This is a genomic window from Bacillus sp. AMCV2, assembly GCF_056033925.1.
This window is the reverse complement of sequence record NZ_JBVYIB010000002.1, coordinates 1239123-1255154: the sequence shown is the minus strand read 5'-3', so window position 1 is coordinate 1255154 and position 16032 is coordinate 1239123. Positions and strand designations below refer to the sequence as shown.

Here is a 16032-nt window from a genome sequence, read left to right as displayed (position 1 = left end):
TTTAACGCTTCTTCTTATCTTCCAAGCATAAAAACGCTTGCTGGATTTAGCACCTTGGCGCTTTGCACATGCAAAACAAGCCGGTTGCTGAGGTTTCTAAGGGCCAGTCCCTCCACCTCTCACGATAAGAAATATCGATTTCAATTTTCTGATTGTTTTATATTAGCGCAATTCACAGTTTATTTCAACACTTTTTTCTTCGTGTGTCGAACCGTTTAAAGAGAGAAATTTCTAATAATTCATGGTACAATAATTGAAAATGCAAGAAAGTATAGTGATGTCCTGGAGGAATGTTTTTATGGCACCGAAAAACGGCACAGTGCAAGAAAAGAAATTCTTTTCAAAAGAGCTTAACGAGGAAATGACCTTACTTGTTTATCTGCCGTCCAACTACTCCCCGCTTTATAAATACCATGTCATTATCGCGCAGGACGGCCACGATTATTTCAGGCTGGGGAGAATCGGCAGACAGGTTGAGGAATTGCTGTCGAAACGCGAAATAGACCGGAGCATTATTATCGGTGTTCCTTATAAGGATGTAAAAGAGCGCAGAAACACCTATCATCCGGAGGGTTCAAAATTTTCGGCGTATAAACGGTTCATCGCCCATGAGCTCGTTCCTTTTGCAGATGATGAGTATCCAACCTATCAGATCGGTTACGGCCGAACGCTGATCGGTGATTCGCTCGGAGCAACCGTGTCACTTATGACAGCGCTTGATTATCCGAATATGTTTGGCAACATCATCATGCAGTCTCCCTATGTTGACAAACACGTACTAGAAGCCGTAAAACAGTCAGACGATATCAAACACCTCTCTATTTATCACCAAATTGGAACAAAAGAAACTGACGTCCACACGACAGACGGGAACATCCTGGACTTTACAGAACCGAACCAGGAGCTGAAGCAGCTGCTGGAGAAGAAGCTTTCTGATTATTATTTTGAGCCATTTGACGGAGACCACAAATGGACATACTGGCAGCCGCTCATCACCCCGGCGCTGAAAAAAATGCTTTAACACTCTATCATACTTTATTTCCAGGAGGGACATAATATGAAATACGGAATCGTTTTATTTCCATCAAAAAAGCTCCAAGACCTTGCAAACTCTTACAGAAAGCGCTATGACCCAAGCTACTCTCTGATCCCGCCTCATTTGACGCTGAGAGCATCCTTTGAATGCGCGGAGGAGAAAGCGGATCAGCTCGTATCACATTTAAGAAACATCGCAAAAGAGTCCCACCCAATCGTTCTCAAAATGACAAAATACAGCTCATTTGCGCCTGTTAATAATGTCATTTATATTAAAGCAGAACCGACGGAAGAGTTAAAAACACTCAATGAAAAGCTATACACCGGTGTGTTGGCAGGCGAACAGGAATATAATTTCGTTCCGCATGTGACGGTCGGCCAAAATCTTTCCGACGACGAGCATTCAGATGTGCTGGGACAATTAAAAATGCAGGAAGTGTCGCATGAAGAAATCGTTGACCGTTTCCACTTGCTTTACCAGTTGGAAAACGGATCGTGGACAGTATATGAAACCTTCTTGCTAGGCAGAGGAGAATAATGTTTGAAAGCAGTTATCGCAAAAAGTGAAGAACAACTGAAAGATGCATTCTATGTAAGAGAAGAAGTCTTTGTCAAAGAACAAAACGTGCCTGCTGAAGAAGAAATTGACGAACTTGAAAATGAGTCAGAGCATATCGTCGTGTATGACGGTGAAAAGCCTGTCGGCGCTGGAAGATGGCGCATGAAGGACGGCTACGGCAAGTTAGAGCGGATTTGCGTACTGAAAAGCCACCGCTCAGCCGGTGTCGGCGGCATCATTATGAAAGCGCTCGAAAAAGCCGCGGCAGACGGAGGCGCTTCCGGTTTCATTTTAAACGCGCAAACACAGGCTGTGCCGTTTTACAAGAAACACGGGTATCGCGTGCTTTCTGAAAAAGAATTCCTCGATGCCGGCATTCCGCACTTACAAATGATGAAGGACTGAACGCATCCGGATCTTTTGAGATCCGGATTTTTACTGCATATAAAAAACCGTTCTCTGGTATGAACGGTTTTTTATACATATCGATTAATATATGTGCCCATTCCTTTTTCTCGCAACCTCTTATAAAGAGAGCGCTTACGTTTCATCTCGTTTACTTTTCTTTCAGCGGCCGTTTGATTCTCCTGCTGCTTTTCCAGTTCTTTGTATACCCGCTGAAACGGGACATAGCTGATTTTTTCGGTTCCGGCATAATCCTGCTTATGTCCAATCGTTCTATTAGCATATTGAGCGTATTGCTGGTTCTGAATTTGACCTGCATATATCATACAATACCCACCCCTCTGCTGTCTCTTTTCCCTTAAACTTACTTTTTGAAACACATTTCTTTTGATATGATAGTCATTGTCTGTAATGAACACCTTTTGATTGGGAGGACCCCTTTTTGAAATGCGCCCGACTGAATGATAGAATCATACATTTACATACATATTCGAGAGAACATTATCAATTCCTCTTTGAAGAGGGAATAAAAGGACATTTATTTTGTTCTCATTGCGGAAAGCCCGTTCTGTTACGGCTTAACATCGCCGATCCGCCAGAGTTTATCCATCGCCAGCCAGGCGATTTTCCGGCATGTGAGGAGGCGTGCGAACCGAAGCCCGCTAAAGAGGAAAAAAAAAGAAGACGATCAGGAATCTGGTGTCATTCGTTTACCCAAGGGAAAAGCGATCGCCGCTGACCCGTCCCCAGCTGTTACGGAATGGCACCGTCCTAGAAGCATTAAACCAGGAACACCATTTGTGCCAAAAACAATAGAACCCGATACGAGCCTTTTTCCGTCTGTCGGTTTAAACACGGATCAACTGAAAGCTGTCACGGAAACAGAGGGCCCGCTGCTTGTGCTTGCAGGTGCGGGGAGCGGAAAAACACGGGTGCTGACAGCCCGTGCCGCCCACATGATCGAACACTTAGGCATACCGCCTGAAAATATGCTGCTTGTCACCTTTACAACAAAAGCTGTCGCTGAAATGAAAGAGCGTATGGCGAACCAGTACGGATTACAGCCGGCAAAAGTCAGAAGACTTGTGACAGGAACATTCCACAGTCTGTTTTATAAGATCTTGTATCACTCTAATTCTGCTAAATGGAACGGTGAGCATCTGCTGAAAATGGAGTGGCAGCGGGAACAATATATCAAAAAAGCACTCTATGAAGAGGGCATCGATGAGAAAGAATTCCCAGTTGACCAAGCCCTGCAGCAGATCGGTTTTTGGAAAAACACTTATGTCCCAAATGAACGCATCCCTCTAAAAGATGAGTGGGAAAAACAAGTTTATCGTTTATATGAACATTATGAACGTCAGAAAAAAGAACACAGCCAATTTGATTTTGATGACATGGCTTCAGCCTGCTATGAATTGTTTATCGAGCGGCCTGACCTTCTGGAACAATATCAATCTCGGTTTACGTATATCTTAATTGATGAGTTTCAGGACATTAATCCGGTTCAATACAAAATCATGCAAATGCTCGCCAGCCCGGAGCAAAACCTGTGCTGTGTCGGAGACGATGACCAGTCCATCTACGCGTTTCGCGGAAGCAATCCGTCTTTCATTCTTGATTTTCAAAAGGATTATCCGGGAGCGAAGACGATCTATTTAACTGCGAACTACAGGTCTACGCACCCGATTGTCTCTAGTGCTGATATCGTCGTGAAAAAGAACAAAAACAGATATGCCAAAACGCTTGAAGCGGCCCGCGATGACATTCAGGTCCCTGTGCTGTTTTATCCTTATGATGAAGAGGAAGAAGCCACAATGGTCGTTTCCGATATCAAAGAAAAAATTCAAAATGGAGCCAGTCCAGAAGACTTTGCGGTTCTTTACCGCACAAACAGCGGAGGCCGTGCTATATATGAAAGGCTTCATCAATCGTCAATTCCGTATACAGCTGACCGCGGCGTCCAATCGTTTTACAGCAGACGGATCGTCCGCCAGATTCTCGCCTACTTGTATGCCAGCCAAAATGAGGATGACACCGAAGCGATTAAACACTTGCTTCCCGCCTTGTTTTTAAAACAGTCCGCTTTGAATACGCTGAAGGCGCTCTCGATTACAGAGGACTGTACCATGATCAAAGCGCTGGCCAAATTGCCTGATCTGAAGCCATTCCAGCTGGACAAAATCAAGAAAATCGTACCGTTTTTTGCAAGCCTCCGCACGATGAAGCCCGTAGAAGCCATCACCTTTGCAGAAGGAAAAATGGGCTTCTCCGAGTATTTAAAAAAGCGGGGCAATGAGGGCAACAAGCTGGAAAAGGGTTCCGATGACCTGCGCGACATCAAGGTTGTCGCCAAGAAGTTCAAAACGATTCCTGACTTTCTTGCCCACGTAGACCATATGAGGGCCGCTGAGAAAAACAGAACAGATGAACATGGCGTTCAGCTGATGACCATTCACCGGTCAAAAGGCCTTGAATTCAAAACAGTCTACGTGTTAGGCACTGTAGACGGCTCGATTCCGCACGATTTCTCATTAGAAACGGCAAGAAAAGGAGACGAGGCCGCTCTTGAGGAGGAAAGACGCCTTTTATATGTAGCCATGACCAGGGCGAAACAGCATTTATATTTGTCTTGCCCCGCTAACAGGCGCGGCAAAACAGCCAACCGCTCAAGATTTTTGTATCCCCTGCTACAGAAAGCAAGACAGCCCTTGCATCATTAACAGCCCGGCAGATTACTGCCGGGTTTTTACTGTAAAAAAAGGCCCGCTGCAGTGAGTCAGCCAGGCCATCCACTTATTTATTATCCATCATTTTAGAAATCGTGCCAAAATCAAGCTTTTCTTTTCCGCTTGTAATAGATTCCACAATTTTATCTTCTAATTCTTTTGGTACGCGTCTGTTTGCGAGCTGCGCTACGCGGTTAATCACACTGCGCACTGTATTTTCATCTTTAAAATTAGCGTTTTGGAGTGATCCGGCAAGATTCATTACATCCTGCATCTTCACACCTGTTTTCTTTTCGATGTTCTTAAAAAATTGATTATCCATAATGCGCCTCCTTTTGGCGGAGTAATACGGTATTGTATGAATGCACATAATACAATGTGCTTTTCCAACATTTTTAAAAATAAACACAAGGCAAGGAAGCACGGGTTATAACCCGTACTTCCTCAATACATCTTAAAAGAAAGATGCACCTACGATGATGAGGAGAATGAATAATACGACCAACAAAACAAATGTTGAACCATAGCCGCCGCCGTAACCGCCAGCATAACCGCCATAACAGCCGCCGCCGTAGCCGCCGCCGAATCCGTATCCAAAGCCCATAGATAAGCACCTCCTTTACTCTCTATACACTATGTGAGCTGCTTGGATCGGCTTGGATATTCGCATAGGGCGTTTGCGGATTTACGATTGATCATATTGAGCTTGATGTTTTTTAAGTAAGGCCTCCGTTTTTTCAGCCAGCTCTTCAATCTCATCTTCAAATTCCAGACCGGCTTTATCAAATGCATCCAAGTCTTTTCTGATGCGGCCCATCGTGTCTTCATACTCTTTTTGCTTTTGTTCGTGTGGTTCATATCTTCCTTCTATCCATTTTTCAAACTCATTCACTTTTATCCCCCCGCTTATGATATATGCTGAGCGAGGCCGCCCCGTTAAAAAACAAAAAACCGGAGTTCTCCGGTTTCTTTGCCAGGCTATTGAGGCTTTTTCTTTTTATTTCCGCACCCGCAGCCTTTCTTTTTTATCTTTTTTGATTGATACGATGAATCTGTATATGGAGATTTTTGGGAAGGTTTATGATACTGATTCATTTTTGTCCCCTTCCTTTCCTTATGTCATATATGCTACTTTATGCGTATTCTGACAGAAAGTTGCTGGTAGTAACGCCTTATTCTTGCAGCCATTTTGATACGAGCGTTTCTATGATGCCGGCAAGGCCGGCGATCGCCAAAAGTAAAATCAGCCACTGCGCCGCTTGCGGGATCAACGCCTGGCATAAAATCAAAAAGCCGGCGCACCACACGCCTGTGCACCAATAGCAGCTCAGCAATTCACCAATAAACGCCCTGACACCGGTTCCCTTAATCACGATATAGGTTTCAATGTTCCCGTCCGCATCCTTTTCTTCCTTCTCTTCATGAAACAGACTGCGAAGCGGCGCCATAATCGTGTCAAACACCAGCAGGCGGGCGAGCCGAAAGACCGCAAGCGATAGAAGAACAATTGTCAGCCCATTTATAACCACTCGTTCACTCCTTTGCCAATCATGATCCCTTCACATATATGCCAAAACCCTATTCTTCATGAATTGTATCTTGTCCGGCAGAAAATTGGTTATTTTTATTATTCCGCTCTGCACCCCATTTGCATTATATAGAGTATGGATAAGAAAGGAGTGAAGGTTATGTCATTTGAAGAAAAAGTCGAATCCCTGCACCCTGCAATATTTGAGCAATTATCAAGCGAATTCGAACAGCAGATCGAAGTCATTGATTGCGAAAATATCACAATTGACACGTCACATATAACAGCTGCCCTTTCTATACAAGCCTTGGTGACAACAATGATTATCCTGGCAACACAGCTCGTCATCGCCGACGAGGACTTGGCTGACGCAGTGGCAAGCGAAATTCTTATTCTCGATAACTCGCAAATTAAAAAAAGAACCATCATTAAAATTATCAACAGCCGCAACATCAAAATTACTTTGTCTGCCGACGAAATAATAACCTTTGTACAAATTTTGCTTCAGGTGCTTAACAGCATTCTCCTTGAAATTGACGTCCTTTAACCCTTTCTTTTCACAAACTTAAAAGCCGAGGTGAAAACAAATGTCAGATAACGATAAAATCAAAGAAGAGCTTGAAAAGCTTCCGGAAGCTGATCCAATGACGAAAATGCTGGTTCAAAATATCTTTCTTAAACACGGTGTCACGAAAGACAAAATGAAAAAAGTATCAGATGAAGAAAAAGAAATGCTCTTGAATCTGGTAAAAGACTTGCAGGCTAAATCAGCTGCATTAGTTGAAAATCAAAAGAAGAAAAAAGAAGAAGCCGCCGCGCAAGAGAAAAAGAACGAAAAACCGCTAAGCCGGAGAGAACAATTAATTGAACAGCTCAGACAAAGACGTCAAAACAATAACAATTCAAACCAATCATAAAAAATAGGGTTCTTCATCAGGATATATGCCTCAGTCAAAGTAAGAGGCTCGCTCATTTAATAACAGTAAAAGAAAAGGAGGAATAGATATGGAAAGCAGACCATACTCTTGGGTTGCACTTGATCCTGACTGTGACCATCCGTTAGACGAAAAAGAAAAAGATAAAAAAGAAGAAAGAAAATGTCATTGCGATGTTTGCTGTAATGGCAATGGGTTTTTTGGCAACGACAATGCCTTCATTGACCAAAATCTGGCTCAGGCAAATCTCAATAAACAAGTCTCCGATGAAACAATTATTATCAGAGACTCTTGTGACATCAACGTTTCATCTACAGACGTTCAAGCCGTAACATCAGTTGTAACGGCGGTTAATGCAGCTGTCCTAACAGTAGCTCTCACATCCATTGCAGACGGAGTAATTGCCGAATTAGTCGCACAAGATTTGTTACAGCTTTCAGCTAACAAACAAGTAAACCGCCAAAAACTTCTCATCGAATGCTCCCGGGGCGTAAATATCACAACAGTAGATGCTGATATAGCAACATTGGTTTCCACAGCTACTAACACACTTGTGGCACTCTTAGCCATCACACTCGTCCTCTAACTCTAAAAGCAGAGCTAAAAACGCTCTGCTTTTTCTTATTTTCCAAGCATATGATGAATATATAGACGTTCACCCACACCAAGTGGGGCACGGGTACATATGTTGTTAAGGACTAAAGTCAAATACCCTATAAAGAAGGAGCTGAAATCAATGAGCTGCGGAAAAACCCATGGCCGGCATGAGAACTGTGTATGCGATGCAGTGGAAAAGATTTTAGCAGAGCAGGAGGCAGTTGAAGAACAGTGTCCGACTGGCTGCTATACCAACCTTTTAAACCCTACGATTGCTGGAAAAGACACAATTCCGTTTCTCGTTTTCGATAAAAAAGGCGGATTGTTCTCCACATTCGGAAACGTAGGGGGATTTGTGGATGATATGCAATGCTTTGAATCCATTTTCTTCCGCGTCGAAAAATTATGCGATTGCTGTGCAACACTTTCTATTTTACGCCCGGTCGATGTCAAAGGCGATACCTTAAGTGTTTGCCATCCTTGCGACCCGGATTTCTTCGGGCTAGAAAAAACAGATTTCTGCATTGAAGTGGATCTCGGATGCTTCTGCGCGATTCAGTGCCTGTCACCAGAGCTAGTTGACAGAACATCGCCTCATAAAGATAAAAAGCATCATCACAATGGATAAACACTTGTAAAGAGGAATCCCCTTCCAAACTCTATTACAGGTGCAAATCATTCAGCTGCTTCCAGCGTGAGGCAGCTGACTCTCCATCATTTCGCCAGTCTCAAATTTATAAGGCAGGAGGGATAATATGAGCCAGAAAACATCAAGCTGCGTGCGTGAAGCTGTAGAAAATATTGAAGAACTACAAAACGCTGTTGAAGAAGACTGCCCGACCGGCTGCCACTCTAAGCTTTTATCTGTAAGCCATTCGTTAGGCGACACAGTGCCTTTTGCAATATTTACATCAAAATCAACGCCATTAGTCGCCTTTGGAAATGTCGGCGAACTCGATAACGGCCCTTGCTTTAATACAGTATTTTTCAGGGTCGAAAGAGTGCATGGAAGCTGCGCAACACTGTCATTATTAATCGCATTTGACGAACACAAACACATTTTGGACTTCACCGATAAAGATACGGTGTGTGAAGTCTTCCGACTTGAAAAAACAAACTACTGTATTGAAGTTGACTTAGACTGCTTCTGCGCAATCAACTGCTTAAATCCTCGATTAATCAATCGTACACATCATCATCATTAATCATAAGCTGGAAAAGCTTGCAGGCCTGCAGGCTTTTCTCTAAGTAAAAAAAGCTGTCCGGCAACATCGACCGGGCAGCTTTTTTCTTTTTCGTTAAAAACCGAGCGGGTGCAAAGAGGTAATATCATCGATTGCAAGTTCGGTTGGGGCTCCGTTTCCGGTTGTGCGAAGCAGGACGGAATCATTTCTTCTTCCGACAATCACGCCCCTGTACGTTCTTCCATTGGCTTCAATCAAACAAAGCGCTCTCGGCATGTTATGAGGCAGCTTTGTTAAAAAATCAATTTTTTCATGAATAGACATCTTGCTCATCGGTTTCTTTACTTTTCTTGCCGGCGGTGCTTTTTCCTCCGCTTTGGCAGCATTATGGACAGCTTCCGGTTCTTTCTCAGGCTTCCGGGTCTCAAGTGCAGGCTCTTCCTTTTTTTCTGCTTTCGGGGGCTCGTGTTCGACGGTTTCTTCTACGGCCTGCGGCTCTGCTTTCTGTTCCTCCTGGCTTTTTATGTTCTCTGGCTCTCTCACCTCTTGTGTTTGCTGACTCACTGGTTCGGCTGCAGGCTTTTGGTCTTCTTGCAGGACATCCTGTGCCACGGCTTCCTCCTGCTGCTTCTCATGGTAAACCGGCTTTTCCTCAGCTTTTGGCGGAGCAGGTTTGTCGGCCTTTCTTTTGATGACAATCTCCTGCATGGATGACCTTGTAGTTTCTGCATAATCCGGCTGAACAATATACATGAGCGGTTTTTTATCCGCGTTTCTTTTCTTATTAGACATCTTCATCCCTCCGATTGTGTCATATTCTATCTATATGACAGAAAGCTGAAAATCAGAAGAAATAAAAAAGCAATCCCTATTCGGGATTGCTTGATATAGTTCCAGCTTAGCGGGCAGTGATATGGAAACCTGAATCAACGTGAAGATTTTCACCTGTAATCCCGCGGGACATATCGCTGAACAAGAACGCAGCTGTATCGCCCACCTCTTCAGGTGTTGTCGTGCGGCGAAGCGGTGCACGCTCTTCGATGTCTTTTAAGATAGAGTTGAAATCGCTGATGCCTTTAGCAGATAATGTTCTGATCGGGCCAGCAGAAATGCTGTTGACGCGGATATTTTCTTTTCCTAAGTCAGCAGCTAAATATTTCACACTTGCATCAAGAGAAGCTTTTGCTACACCCATGACGTTGTAGTTTGGCATCACAAGCTCTCCGCCAAGGTACGTCAAAGTGACAATGCTTCCGCCTTCAGTCATCATCGGGCGTGCCGCTTTGACAACAGCAGTCAGAGAATATGAGCTGATGTTATGAGCCAAAAGGAAGCCGTCACGATTTGTGTTTAAGTATTCGCCGACAAGTTCTTCTTTGTTGGCAAACGCGATACAATGCGCGATACCGTGGATTACACCGACCTGCTCCTTAATGCTTGCGAAGCAAGTTTCGATTTCTGCGTCGTTTGTTACATCGCAAGGAAGGATAATGGAATCATTGCGGTCTAACGTTCCGGCAAGCTCGTGAACGGATTTCTCCAGGCGTTCACCAGCGTATGTGAAAATCAAACGTGCGCCCGCTTCATGTAAAGAACGCGCAATGCCCCAGGCGATGCTGCGTTTGTTGGCTACCCCCATCACAACAATGTTGCGGCCTTCAAGTGAAAAATTCATATGTATAAAGCCTCCTATATTTAATAAAGACATAGTATTAGTACCTGATCTTAATTCCTATCATATCATAACCTTGTCCAGATGAAAAGCGCATACCGTAGCAAACGCAAAAGAGATCACCATCAGCTGGTGATCTCATCGGCTTGTATTTAAGCTATTTCGTTTAAAAGCGAAATGGTTTGTCGGCCCGTGTCCCGACCCGATGCCAAGCGTATTTTCCACCGCTTCGCGGACAAAGTTGGCCGCAACCTCAAATGCCTGATGGATGCTGTCTCCTTTAGCCGTTTGGGCCGTTAAAGCCGCAGCAAAGGTGCAGCCTGTGCCATGCGTATGCTTCGTATTGATATAAGGATGGGTGATTTGCATAAACATGCTGCCATCAAAAAGAAGGTCAGTAATGTGATTGTCCTCAGGCTGGTGCCCGCCTTTGATAATGACATGCCGCGCACCCATCTTGACGAGCTGCTCCGCTGCTTTTTTTCGGTCATCCAGCGAGCTGATTGTCATTCCTGTCAGCGTTTCTGCTTCCGGGACATTCGGCGTAATCGCGTAGCTTCTTGGAATGAGCAACTCCTTTAAGGTGGCAACTGACTCATCACGCAGCAAGGATGCCCCGCCCTTTGCGATCATAACCGGATCAACAATTACACGATTGAATCCGTACTCGTCAATTTTTCTCGCCACTTCTTCAATCATGTCGGCATTCCAGAGCATTCCCGTTTTTACTGCATCCGGCCTCAAATCCTCAGCAACAGCGTCAATTTGCTGTCTCAACGCCTCTACAGTCAGCGGATGCACCCCATGAACGCCAAGCGTATTTTGAGCGGTTACCGCCGTAATCGCAGACATTCCGAATACATCAAGCTCTTGAAAGGTTTTAATATCAGCCTGTATCCCCGCGCCGCCGCCTGAATCTGATCCGGCGATTGTCAATGCTTTATATATACTCACTACACTACACTCCTTTTATTACCCGATCCATTTATGATAAATGGATTTTGCCCGGGCAACATCATTTGTTCCATGGATCAAAGCTCTGCCGTCCCGGAACAGCACCATTTTCATATCATCCGAGCGGCAAGAAATTAAATACGGGTTCGCAGCTACTTCAAGCCCGGCCTGTCTCAGCTGACCGGCAAGCGCTTCAAGATCCGCTTCTTTTGTAACAGATGATCTGATCTGCACCGTGTTCCTGCCGCACAATACAGCCGCTTTTGTTTGATTTTCATATGACAAAAACGGAAAATCCTTTGTGCCGCAGCTTGGGCATGCGTCATGTTTGAGACTGGCCGCTCTCACTTCTGACCGCTCGTTTTTCCACAAGTCAAAGGAGCGCAGCACCGGCTCGCACTCCTCTCCCGTCAGCAGCTTCAACGCATCTGTTACCTGAAAGACTGCTACCTGCAAAACAGCCGGACTGATGATGCCGGCTGTGTCACATGTTGCTCCGCCAATCGGAAGTGTATCGAGCAAGCAATGCAGGCAAGGAGTAGAACCCGGCACCACGGTAAAGGTGAGGCCGTAGCTCCCTACACAGGCACCGTAAAGAAAAGGAATCCCTTCCTTTACCGCAGCATCATTTACGATCAGGCGGGTTTCAAAATTATCAGCCGCATCCACAATAATCGATGCATCCCTAATCAGCTCGAAGATATTTTCTGCTGTCACATCCATGACAAGGCCGGTCACATCAACATCGCTGTTAATCGAACGGAGACGGCGCTCCGCAGCGGCTGCTTTCGGCATTTCTTTTTTGACATCATCTTCTGTATACAGCTGCTGGCGCTGGAGGTTGCTCCATTCCACATAATCTCTGTCGGCAATTTTCACAGAGCCGACTCCCGCTCTCACCAGCATTTCTGCACTGGCTGTTCCGAGCGCGCCGGCGCCGATAATCACGGCGCGCGCTTCTTTCAATTTTTTCTGGCCGGATGAGCCGATCGGAGCAAACAGCTTCTGCCTTGAATACCTGCCCGTCATACAGGAAGACCTTCTCCCGGACTGCTTGCCGTTCCGTATTGCTTAAGCGGGATTCGGCCCGCCTCATAAGAAAGGCGTCCTGCTTCCACCGCGAGCTTCATGGCACGAGCCATTTTCACAGGATCGTCAGCGCCCGATACAGCCGTATTGAGCAGTACGCCATCCGCTCCAAGCTCCATTGCGTATGCCGCATCTTTAGGCGAGCCGATTCCAGCATCCACGATGACCGGCACTTTCGCCTGTTCAATAATAAATGACAGATTCAAAGGATTTAAGATTCCTTGTCCCGATCCAATCGGAGATGCACCCGGCATGATGGCATGAACGCCGAGCTCTTCCAGCTTTCTCGCCAGCACAACGTCATCCGACGTGTACGGGAGCACAATAAAGCCTTCTTCAAGAAGCTGTTCAGACGCTTTTAATGTCTCAACAGGGTCAGGCAGCAAGGAACGGCTGCATCCGATGACTTCAACTTTAATCATGTCACAAAGGCCTGACGCTTTTGCCAGCCTTGCAATCCGAACCGCTTCTTCAGCAGTACTGGCGCCCGCTGTATTCGGCAAAAGCGTATATTTGGATAAATCAAGCTGTTCCAGAAAATTCGGCTGAGATGCTTCAAAGATGTTCATTCTCCTTACAGCAAATGTTAAAATATCAGACTCAGAAACAGCTACTGCTTCCTTTTGAATGTCAAACGATGGGTATTTCCCCGTGCCTAGCAGCAATCTTGATTGAAATGATTTTCCGCCAATCGTTAACATGCTCATCCGCCTCCTACAAAATGGACAATTTCAATGACATCACGATCACAAAGCTCAACCTCGTGATAGCGTTCTTTCCCGATTATTTCTTTATTTCTTTCCACGATAACGATTTTATTTTCAAGCTGATACGACGCCAGCAGGTCTTGAATTGTACCTGTGTCTTTTTCCCACTTCACGTCTTTACCGTTCAGCTGTAGCATCATATCTGAACCGCCTCCTTGCGATCAATTCGGAATGCGTGCAGCCAGTCTTGGTTGACCTCTTTATTCATGATGAGATCACTGATCAAAGCGCCCGTTGCGGGAGCAAGCAGGATGCCATTTCTGAAATGACCAGCCGCAAATAAAATACGGCTGTCCTCAGGATGTCTGCCGATGTACGGTTTTCCATCCTTTGTTCCCGGCCGGAGTCCCGCCCAAAAACGATCCACCTTCATATTCTGTATAGCCGGCAGCATCGTTTTTGCTTTTTTCATAACCGATTCCAATCCGCCAAGATCTGGTGTTTCACTCCAGTCCCCCGGCTTCATTGTCGCGCCGACAACCAGTCTGCCGCTTTTTCTCGGTACGATATAGCAATGGTCATGATAAAGCGTTTTTGTCAGCGGGATATCATCATTCCAAACGGACAGGCACTCCCCTTTTACAGGGAGAAAAGCATTGTTCAGTCCGAGCTGTTTAAAAAACATTCCGCTCCACACCCCGCTGGCAACGACAACATGATTAGCCCATACGTCTCCACTAGGGGTCTTGATGGACAGGGCTTCACCGTCACGTTCGACATGCAGGACGGGCGTATGCTCAAAAATCTCCGCCCCAAGCATTTTTGCTGCTTTCACATATGCCTTGCAAACAAAATAAGGCTCCACATGCACATCATCCTGAATAAAAGATGCACCAAAGATGTCACCTGACGCATACGGCTCTTTTTCTAACACCTCTTCTTTTGAATACCAGCTGACAGAGTCCAAATCGTCCATCTGTCTCAGCTGCAGCACATCTTCTTCAGAAAATGCAAGCTTAAACATACCGCCGTTATGCTGCCTGATATCCACACCAGATAATGCATAAAGCTCTTCTCCAAGACCTTTGTACAGACGCTGACTGTGCATGGCGAAATCAAAAAACGCGTCACGTTCCTCGCATTCGGCATGGGCGCCCAGCATTCCGGCAGCGGCACTTGTCGTTCTGCTGCCCATTGTTCCGCTTTCAAACAATGCGGTGCTTTTGTTTTCCTTTGCCAAATGATAAGCAATCGCGGAACCGATAATTCCGCCTCCAATGACAACTGCATCATAATGCCTTTTCATAGCGCATCTCCTTTAGCTTGCGGGAATATCGTCTGGCAGCTTCCAAAGGGTCAGCGGAAGAAAAAATTCCCGACATGACAGCGATGCCATCTGCTCCTGCTTGTTTTACGTCTCTTAATCTGTCTGGCGTCATTCCGCCGATGGCAATAACCGGGATGGAAATCCGCTGTTTAATATCTGACAGCAAAGACACACCTCTGCCTTCAAGACCCTTTTTGCAATCTGTTTCAAACACATGGCCGAACAACACGTAGTCTGCGTCTTCCTTTTCTGCTTGAACCGCTTCCTCCAGTGAATGCACGGACCGCCCGATATGAAGGTGAGGAAATCTGGCTCTTACCTGCTTCGGCGAAAAGCTGCTGCTTGGCAGCTGCACGCGATGAATCGTAGAAAAAAGCGCAATATCCACGCGCCCGTTCATCACCAGTTTTCGTTTATCTATACCGCCTTCAAAAATAAGCTCGAGCAGTTTCAGAATATCTGCCGCCGATTTTGAGCGTTCCCGAATGTGAATAAAATCAACTTCATTCTGAATCGAAATGATGGTTCTCGCTAGCTCTTCTACCGGCTTGCAGTTATCCGTTATGGCGTGAAGCTCCACATTCCTCCACCTCTTTTATGCCGCGCTCCGACCAGCCTTCTTTTTGATAGGCCATTCCCCAAAATTGATATTCATAGAAGCTGGAGATGACAAAATTCTCTTTCATCTTGGCACGCACTTCCTCCGTGCTGTTTTCCGCCAGCTCATCAAAGCGGTTGATTTGCTCCTCAACCTGTTGTCTAAACCAGTCACCGCCGTACGTCCCAATCCACTTTTGATAAATCGGATGCCCAGGATCGCAATGCAGCAATTTCTCACCAACCTCGTAATAGAGCCAGTAGCATGGCAGCAAGGCCGCTAAGATTTCAGCGAAATTCCCACTCAAAACCGAACGGTACATATGGGATGTATAAGAGTACGCCGTAGGAGACGGCTTAAACGCCTTACGCTCTTCCTCGCTGATTTCCAACAGCTCGGCAAACTCGCGATGAAGCGCCATTTCCGCCTCATATGTACCTTGGGCATGGCTTGCCATCCTCCCCGTTGTAAAAAGGTCCTTCGCATAAGCTGCGCCAAATGACTGCACCTTTGCAAAATGCGTTAAGTAATAGGAATCCTGAAGTACGTAGTATTTAAAACGGTCAATCGGAAGCGTTCCGTCACCGATTCCTTGAACGAACGGATGGACAAAGCTCCCCTCCCACCATTCTGCGGCTGCGCTGCGGCATTCTTCTGAAAACTTCACAAATCATTCCCCCTCTGAAAATAAAAAAACCACTTTCCCGCAAGGA

General features: G+C 45.6%; 22 protein-coding genes, 1 pseudogene and 1 riboswitch. Of the genes and pseudogenes, 9 read left to right on the top strand and 14 right to left on the bottom strand.

Features of this window, described 5'->3' with window-relative positions:
- Positions 1-11: 11 nt before the first annotated feature.
- A riboswitch (SAM riboswitch) is annotated at positions 12-131 on the bottom strand.
- A gap of 167 nt (positions 132-298) precedes the next feature.
- Genes AC0OMA_RS06625 through AC0OMA_RS06615 form a run of 3 tightly spaced genes read left to right on the top strand, consistent with a single transcriptional unit; the run spans position 299 to position 1999 of the window.
- Complete coding sequence (locus tag AC0OMA_RS06625; protein WP_015383376.1) at positions 299-1021, top strand: esterase family protein; 723 nt, start codon at positions 299-301, stop codon at positions 1019-1021.
- Between the two features lie 36 nt (positions 1022-1057).
- Positions 1058-1573 (top strand): YjcG family protein, encoded by a 516-nt coding sequence (locus AC0OMA_RS06620; protein WP_015383375.1) that lies wholly within the window; start codon positions 1058-1060, stop codon positions 1571-1573.
- A gap of 3 nt (positions 1574-1576) precedes the next feature.
- Positions 1577-1999: a GNAT family N-acetyltransferase gene (locus AC0OMA_RS06615; RefSeq protein WP_015383374.1), complete on the top strand. Its 423-nt coding sequence runs from the start codon at positions 1577-1579 to the stop codon at positions 1997-1999.
- A gap of 71 nt (positions 2000-2070) precedes the next feature.
- Here AC0OMA_RS06615 and AC0OMA_RS06610 read toward each other — a convergent pair whose 3' ends face one another.
- Positions 2071-2325 carry a hypothetical protein gene (locus tag AC0OMA_RS06610; protein WP_003232866.1) on the bottom strand — a complete coding sequence of 85 codons (255 nt, stop codon included), beginning with the start codon at positions 2323-2325 and terminating at the stop codon, positions 2071-2073.
- A 116-nt stretch (positions 2326-2441) separates the two neighbouring features.
- Here AC0OMA_RS06610 and AC0OMA_RS06605 point away from each other — a divergent pair.
- Positions 2442-4722 (top strand): annotated as a pseudogene (locus tag AC0OMA_RS06605) (ATP-dependent helicase).
- A gap of 73 nt (positions 4723-4795) precedes the next feature.
- Here AC0OMA_RS06605 and spoVIF read toward each other — a convergent pair.
- The 4 genes from spoVIF to yjcA form a co-directional block, all read right to left on the bottom strand.
- Positions 4796-5050, bottom strand: a complete 255-nt coding sequence (gene spoVIF, locus AC0OMA_RS06600; protein ID WP_014479471.1) for a sporulation-specific transcription regulator SpoVIF — start codon at positions 5048-5050, stop codon at positions 4796-4798.
- Between the two features lie 132 nt (positions 5051-5182).
- Complete coding sequence (yjcZ, locus tag AC0OMA_RS06595; RefSeq protein ID WP_003232872.1) at positions 5183-5332, bottom strand: sporulation protein YjcZ; 150 nt, start codon at positions 5330-5332, stop codon at positions 5183-5185.
- 81 nt (positions 5333-5413) lie between these two features.
- Positions 5414-5620 carry a hypothetical protein gene (locus AC0OMA_RS06590; RefSeq protein ID WP_017695696.1) on the bottom strand — a complete coding sequence of 69 codons (207 nt, stop codon included), beginning with the start codon at positions 5618-5620 and terminating at the stop codon, positions 5414-5416.
- A gap of 280 nt (positions 5621-5900) precedes the next feature.
- Positions 5901-6257, bottom strand: a complete 357-nt coding sequence (yjcA, locus tag AC0OMA_RS06585; protein ID WP_014476457.1) for a sporulation protein YjcA — start codon at positions 6255-6257, stop codon at positions 5901-5903.
- A gap of 159 nt (positions 6258-6416) precedes the next feature.
- Here yjcA and cotV point away from each other — a divergent pair, with 159 nt between their 5' ends.
- From cotV to cotZ, 5 genes are all read left to right on the top strand, one after another.
- Positions 6417-6803: a spore coat protein CotV gene (gene cotV / locus AC0OMA_RS06580; protein WP_015483093.1), complete on the top strand. Its 387-nt coding sequence runs from the start codon at positions 6417-6419 to the stop codon at positions 6801-6803.
- A 40-nt stretch (positions 6804-6843) separates the two neighbouring features.
- Positions 6844-7173, top strand: a complete 330-nt coding sequence (gene cotW / locus AC0OMA_RS06575; protein ID WP_014476455.1) for a spore coat protein CotW — start codon at positions 6844-6846, stop codon at positions 7171-7173.
- An 88-nt stretch (positions 7174-7261) separates the two neighbouring features.
- Positions 7262-7777 carry a spore coat protein CotX gene (gene cotX / locus AC0OMA_RS06570; RefSeq protein ID WP_014476454.1) on the top strand — a complete coding sequence of 172 codons (516 nt, stop codon included), beginning with the start codon at positions 7262-7264 and terminating at the stop codon, positions 7775-7777.
- A gap of 150 nt (positions 7778-7927) precedes the next feature.
- Entirely contained in the window at positions 7928-8416 is a 489-nt protein-coding gene (gene cotY, locus AC0OMA_RS06565) for a spore coat protein CotY (protein ID WP_003239243.1), read from the top strand.
- A 127-nt stretch (positions 8417-8543) separates the two neighbouring features.
- Positions 8544-8993 carry a spore coat protein CotZ gene (gene cotZ, locus AC0OMA_RS06560; protein ID WP_003239244.1) on the top strand — a complete coding sequence of 150 codons (450 nt, stop codon included), beginning with the start codon at positions 8544-8546 and terminating at the stop codon, positions 8991-8993.
- Positions 8994-9086: 93 nt separating this feature from the next.
- On the opposite strand, the gene cotO is transcribed toward cotZ, so the two are convergent.
- From cotO to tenA, 9 genes are all read right to left on the bottom strand, one after another.
- Positions 9087-9770, bottom strand: coding sequence for a spore coat protein CotO (gene cotO / locus AC0OMA_RS06555; protein WP_015383369.1), 684 nt, complete (start codon positions 9768-9770; stop codon positions 9087-9089).
- A gap of 100 nt (positions 9771-9870) precedes the next feature.
- Positions 9871-10647 (bottom strand): enoyl-ACP reductase FabI, encoded by a 777-nt coding sequence (gene fabI / locus AC0OMA_RS06550; RefSeq protein ID WP_003232896.1) that lies wholly within the window; start codon positions 10645-10647, stop codon positions 9871-9873.
- 135 nt (positions 10648-10782) lie between these two features.
- Positions 10783-11598 carry a bifunctional hydroxymethylpyrimidine kinase/phosphomethylpyrimidine kinase gene (gene thiD, locus AC0OMA_RS06545; RefSeq protein WP_251218232.1) on the bottom strand — a complete coding sequence of 272 codons (816 nt, stop codon included), beginning with the start codon at positions 11596-11598 and terminating at the stop codon, positions 10783-10785.
- An 18-nt stretch (positions 11599-11616) separates the two neighbouring features.
- On the bottom strand, positions 11617-12627 hold the full coding sequence (thiF, locus tag AC0OMA_RS06540) for a thiazole biosynthesis adenylyltransferase ThiF (RefSeq protein WP_047182439.1): 1011 nt from the start codon (positions 12625-12627) through the stop codon (positions 11617-11619).
- Positions 12624-13394 carry a thiazole synthase gene (gene thiG / locus AC0OMA_RS06535; RefSeq protein WP_010886483.1) on the bottom strand — a complete coding sequence of 257 codons (771 nt, stop codon included), beginning with the start codon at positions 13392-13394 and terminating at the stop codon, positions 12624-12626. Before thiG ends, thiF begins: the two co-directional genes overlap by 4 nt.
- The gene (gene thiS, locus AC0OMA_RS06530) at positions 13391-13591 is read right to left on the bottom strand and encodes a sulfur carrier protein ThiS (RefSeq protein WP_072173897.1); all 201 of its coding nucleotides are present in this window, start codon (positions 13589-13591) and stop codon (positions 13391-13393) included. The genes thiG and thiS overlap by 4 nt, the downstream gene beginning before the upstream one ends.
- On the bottom strand, positions 13591-14700 hold the full coding sequence (gene thiO, locus AC0OMA_RS06525) for a glycine oxidase ThiO (protein ID WP_474221990.1): 1110 nt from the start codon (positions 14698-14700) through the stop codon (positions 13591-13593). Before thiO ends, thiS begins: the two co-directional genes overlap by 1 nt.
- Positions 14684-15301 carry a thiazole tautomerase TenI gene (tenI, locus tag AC0OMA_RS06520; protein ID WP_474221989.1) on the bottom strand — a complete coding sequence of 206 codons (618 nt, stop codon included), beginning with the start codon at positions 15299-15301 and terminating at the stop codon, positions 14684-14686. Before tenI ends, thiO begins: the two co-directional genes overlap by 17 nt.
- Complete coding sequence (gene tenA / locus AC0OMA_RS06515; RefSeq protein WP_015383363.1) at positions 15276-15986, bottom strand: thiaminase II; 711 nt, start codon at positions 15984-15986, stop codon at positions 15276-15278. Before tenA ends, tenI begins: the two co-directional genes overlap by 26 nt.
- Positions 15987-16032 lie beyond the last annotated feature (46 nt).

Coding starts and splice junctions, on each gene's coding strand:
- AC0OMA_RS06625 (WP_015383376.1), top strand. CDS start 299: ATGGCACCGAAAAACGGCACAGTGCAAGAAAAGAAATTCTTTTCAAAA.
- AC0OMA_RS06620 (WP_015383375.1), top strand. CDS start 1,058: ATGAAATACGGAATCGTTTTATTTCCATCAAAAAAGCTCCAAGACCTT.
- AC0OMA_RS06610 (WP_003232866.1), bottom strand. CDS start 2,325: ATGATATATGCAGGTCAAATTCAGAACCAGCAATACGCTCAATATGCT.
- spoVIF (WP_014479471.1), bottom strand. CDS start 5,050: ATGGATAATCAATTTTTTAAGAACATCGAAAAGAAAACAGGTGTGAAG.
- yjcZ (WP_003232872.1), bottom strand. CDS start 5,332: ATGGGCTTTGGATACGGATTCGGCGGCGGCTACGGCGGCGGCTGTTAT.
- cotV (WP_015483093.1), top strand. CDS start 6,417: ATGTCATTTGAAGAAAAAGTCGAATCCCTGCACCCTGCAATATTTGAG.
- cotW (WP_014476455.1), top strand. CDS start 6,844: ATGTCAGATAACGATAAAATCAAAGAAGAGCTTGAAAAGCTTCCGGAA.
- cotX (WP_014476454.1), top strand. CDS start 7,262: ATGGAAAGCAGACCATACTCTTGGGTTGCACTTGATCCTGACTGTGAC.
- cotY (WP_003239243.1), top strand. CDS start 7,928: ATGAGCTGCGGAAAAACCCATGGCCGGCATGAGAACTGTGTATGCGAT.
- cotZ (WP_003239244.1), top strand. CDS start 8,544: ATGAGCCAGAAAACATCAAGCTGCGTGCGTGAAGCTGTAGAAAATATT.
- cotO (WP_015383369.1), bottom strand. CDS start 9,770: ATGAAGATGTCTAATAAGAAAAGAAACGCGGATAAAAAACCGCTCATG.
- fabI (WP_003232896.1), bottom strand. CDS start 10,647: ATGAATTTTTCACTTGAAGGCCGCAACATTGTTGTGATGGGGGTAGCC.
- thiF (WP_047182439.1), bottom strand. CDS start 12,627: ATGACGGGCAGGTATTCAAGGCAGAAGCTGTTTGCTCCGATCGGCTCA.
- thiG (WP_010886483.1), bottom strand. CDS start 13,394: ATGAGCATGTTAACGATTGGCGGAAAATCATTTCAATCAAGATTGCTG.
- thiS (WP_072173897.1), bottom strand. CDS start 13,591: ATGCTACAGCTGAACGGTAAAGACGTGAAGTGGGAAAAAGACACAGGT.
- thiO (WP_474221990.1), bottom strand. CDS start 14,700: ATGAAAAGGCATTATGATGCAGTTGTCATTGGAGGCGGAATTATCGGT.